Annotated in this window: 4 protein-coding genes; 2 read left to right on the forward strand and 2 right to left on the reverse strand. The window is 47.4% G+C overall.

Going from position 1 to position 4,167, the window contains the following annotated elements; translation table 11 throughout:
• The first annotated feature begins 537 nt into the window (after positions 1-537).
• Positions 538-1,077, forward strand: a complete 540-nt coding sequence (locus tag OEV79_12360; protein MDH4212228.1) for a hypothetical protein — start codon at positions 538-540, stop codon at positions 1,075-1,077.
• A 178-nt stretch (positions 1,078-1,255) separates the two neighbouring features.
• A complete protein-coding gene (locus tag OEV79_12365) occupies positions 1,256-2,167 on the forward strand; it encodes a flavodoxin family protein (protein MDH4212229.1) in 912 nt (303 codons plus the stop codon).
• Positions 2,168-2,513: 346 nt separating this feature from the next.
• Here OEV79_12365 and OEV79_12370 read toward each other — a convergent pair whose 3' ends face one another.
• Positions 2,514-3,803 carry a T9SS type A sorting domain-containing protein gene (locus tag OEV79_12370; GenBank protein ID MDH4212230.1) on the reverse strand — a complete coding sequence of 430 codons (1,290 nt, stop codon included), beginning with the start codon at positions 3,801-3,803 and terminating at the stop codon, positions 2,514-2,516.
• 141 nt (positions 3,804-3,944) lie between these two features.
• A partial coding sequence (locus tag OEV79_12375) for a hypothetical protein (protein MDH4212231.1) occupies positions 3,945-4,167 on the reverse strand: 223 nt, incomplete at its 5' end.

A 4,167-nucleotide genomic window follows, 5' to 3' on the forward strand; every position in this document is an offset into this window, starting at 1 on the left:
TATTATAAAAGAGGAGCGTGAAAAAAATGTGATAAAACAAAATGCGTTTAGATCGTTACTTTCGCTAATCTCGTTAGTCCCGTTAATCCCGCTATTTTCGTTATTCCCGTTAATCCCGTTGAGCTCGTTATTATCGCTAATTTCGTTAATATCGTTTGCTGACTGAGATTGCTTCGTCGTCCCGCATCGTATTCAAATGTCTTCATGATTCGGGACTCCTCGCAATGACAGGTCATCAGGGGACTATTCGTAGTTCACAATGTTCTCGATTCCCTCCCGAGGCGGGCACACCACGCTCACTCGAACAATAAGTTGCATTACCCTCCGAGCTTGTCGAGAAGTGAATGCATGGCTAAAGCCCTGCCCTACGACCTATCGTTCAACAGAGGAGATTGCCACGCCTGGCTGCGCAAGGCCCGCAATGATGGAGTTACGCCTAGCGTCAAGCGCATAGCGTGTATGTCTTGACTCCGAATGGGGCGGGATTATACTGGGTGGCTGTAATGAGCAGGCATTCAAAAAAAGGGGGAGGTTGGTATGAAGAAAGTCAAGAAGGCTAAGAAAGTCAAGAAGACCAAGAAGGTCACGAAGAAAAAGAAGGTGGCCAAGCCGAGACAAATCAGGAAGCCAAAGAGGTTGAAGAAACTTAAGACGGTGAGAAGAAAAAAAATATCAAAACCGGCAAAGGTCACGAAGAAAAAAATAGTAGAGAAGTCCGTAAAAGTCCCGAAGCCAAAGAAAGTAGAGGAAGCTCCAAGACCTGCGCAAAAAGTAACCTACACCCAGGAAAACGCCATGTTATGCATTTGCACTAAATGCCCGATCCAGGCCGAGAGCAAATGCGCTGGCGAAAAGGTAGGGCATATGGAAGCGATGATGGCGAGAGGTATGCCCGAAGGCATGATGCCGCCATCAGCCGATCTTCCGGGTTTGTATTGTGCCACTGGCTTTGCGACATGTAAAGACCTCGATTTCAGCAAAATGTGCATGTGCGGCGGCTGCTCAGTGTGGGAAAAGTATAAATTGGCGAGCGGTAAACCGATGGGTTATTTCTGCCGGGATGGGAAAGCAGTGTGAGAGCGTAGCTCTAACAGTACGCAGCACGTATTGAGAAACGACAACTGGGTAAAGGCATTTCGGATCCCTCGACTTCGCTAAGGACTAACACGACAGATGTTTCGAATCGCGGATTGCGAAATCAGCGAAGACGGTATAGCAGAATATCAGATTGCTTCGTAACTAGGGAGGGAATATATTGAAGAAGAAATACACCGACAAGGAATTGATGAAACTTCTGGGTGTCGATGCCATGACTCTGAAGCGGTTCAAGCAAATTCAGCGAGAGACAATCGCCGAGGCGAAATTGATGCAGGCAAAACGTCGGGGTAAGATAAAGGTTCTTGGTGTTTCTGGTTCAGCCCGAGATAAGATGGATATGGCACAGGAGGATTCAAACTCTGAGGAGCTCTTACACGTCTGTCTGAAACACTGCAAGAAACTCGGCGCGGATACCGAACTGATCAAATTAAGGAACCATCGAATCGAGCACTGCCGGGCATGTTATTCCACGACCAACACACAATGCCACTTCTATTGCACCTGCTATCCCAAAGGCGAACCGCAGGGCGATGACATGAGCAATATTCTGTACGATAAGGTTCTCGAAGCTGACGCAATTATCTTTGCCACACCCGTGAACAACTTTAATATTTCCACGTTGATGAAGGCTTTTATTGATCGCTGTATAAGCCTGGACGGTAGTCTGAAGCCGGCAAATCCACAAGTTCCCAAAGACAAAGAACTGAATATGAAGCATATGAAATTCATCGAATTGACCGCGGACAATAATATCCCGGGCAGTGGTATGCTAAGACGATTTCTGGGCAAAGTTGCCGGCATCATCGTGACCGGCCATGAAGAAGGTGCCACCATGGCAATATCAAGCTTGTTCATGACGTGCAATCACTACGGTATGATCTTCCCACCGTTCAGCAACATGTACGCCATGTCTTCGATATGCGATCCAACATACGCAGATAAGAAGATCGTAGTAACAGAATGTTTTAAAGATGAAGCACTAATGCTTGCCGAGAATGTCATGGCAGCAGCGCACGCGGTCAGACAAACGCCGCGCACAAAGTGGAAGTACGATTATAGCGTGAATTAAGATTGCCGCGTCGCCCGCCTTCGCCAAGGCTGCGGCGATCTCCTCGCAATGACGGGGGTGCGTGAAGCGTCTGGACTGGATTCCCCGGATGAACCGGAGAATGACGGGATACGAGTGGCGTAGAGCGTCAAGCGTGGTTTCACCCTCACCTCAATCCTCTCCTCCTGAGGCGGACACAGCATCAAGGGAGAGGAGGATCGAGAGTTCTCGATTCCCTCCCGAGGCGGGCACACGCTACGCTCGCTCGAACAATAAGTTGTATTACCCTTCGAGCTTGTCGAGAAGTTACCATGGTGTTCCAGCGATAATAACGATATTAGCGAGCTAAACGGGAATACCGTCTGTCTTAGCGCACCTTAATGACCTTCTGAACGATCTTGCCCTCTATTTCAACAAAATAGATGCCCGATTTCAAATTTTCTTTGGCGACTTGTCGGCCGGAGATATCGTAGAGCCTATAAGACTTATCGTCCGGAAGCCGGAGCTGCCCCGTAATTACTGTCGTGAAAATGTTTATTGAAGATACAACCTCAGCATTGCCTTCTTCCACGCCAACCTGATCACTTTCCGCCCAGATTATTTCATTTGCCGTACAAGCAGCGCCAACAATATCCAGGTCCGTATCGCCATCGATGTCGGCAGCCCAGATTGAAGTAGCGCCATTGGCATTTTCGGCAATTACATGCCTGGTAAAATTCTGCGAACCGTCATTCTCCCACCAGACATATTGATGTGCGCCGTACAGGCTACCGATGATATCGATATCGCCATCACGATCGAGATCGACGGCAAAGACAGCGTGGGGTTGGTAAATGAATGGTTCGATGGGATGGGTCATGAAATTCTCGTTTCCATCGTTCTCATACCAGTTAACACTGCTCCCAACCATTGCCGAAGCCACAATGTCCATATCAGAATCGCCATCAATGTCGCATCCGTGTACTCCGTGGGCGTTTATGAAGCCCGATGCGATGATGTGTTCCGTGAAATTCTCTTCACCGTCGTTCTCATACCACTTTACGTAATTCAACCAGGACAGGGCACAAAGCACATCTATGTCTGTATCGCCGTCAAGGTCGCACGGATACGACCCCCAGAGCGGGGTATTTTGATATACTATGCTATCAAAAGTAAAATTCTCATTTCCGTCGTTCTCCCACCAGACTATTCCACCATCCCAGTAAGTTGAACCAACAATATCGATGTCGCCGTCCGGCTCCATGTCCACACCGTGAATCATCAGGGCATTATCCACAGGAGGACTGAGGAGGTGGCAAGCGAAGTTTTCGTCACCGTCGTTCTCCCACCAAGCAAAGACACTCCCCTGGTAAGCAGCACCCAAAATGTCATTATCGCCGTCTTCATCAAGATCGAGCGCCTGAACGCAATAAGCGCCGTCGAAATTATCATGAATTGTGTGCTCCGTGAAGTTCTGAGCACCGTCGTTCTCCCACCAGCTTATATCATCATCGTCGTGTGCCGTACCCAAGATATCAGTATCCCCGTCGCCATCCAGATCAATAGCATATACGTATGAGGCAAACTGATAATTACTCCTGACCATATGTTCGGTCCAGCCAATTTGACCCAATAACATGACTGGGACCATTAGTACAAACATTATTACATAACGCACTTTTCCTCCCTTCATTAAATACCACAGAAAGTTAGTTTCGTTACTCTCGTTACTACCGTTAATCCCGCTAATTTTATATCTCGTCATGTTGTTCCAGCGATAGTAACGAAATTAACGAACGTAACGAGATTAGCGTTATTTTCATTTTACTTTAATAACTTTCTGAACAATATCACTCTCTATTTGTATGAAATAAATCCCCGGTGCGGGATTAGTAGTATGCACTTCGCGACCGGTGATGTCGAAGACCTTATATTTTGTATCGCCCGGCAGAACCAACGGACCACTGATTATCGTAGTCGTATATTGTATTTCCCCCTCGATCACTCGTGTTTCATTATTTTCGATACCGACATCAATGTCG

The organism is candidate division WOR-3 bacterium, from assembly GCA_029858255.1.
GTDB lineage: Bacteria > Hydrothermota > Tepidihabitantia > SM23-42 > SM23-42 > SM23-42.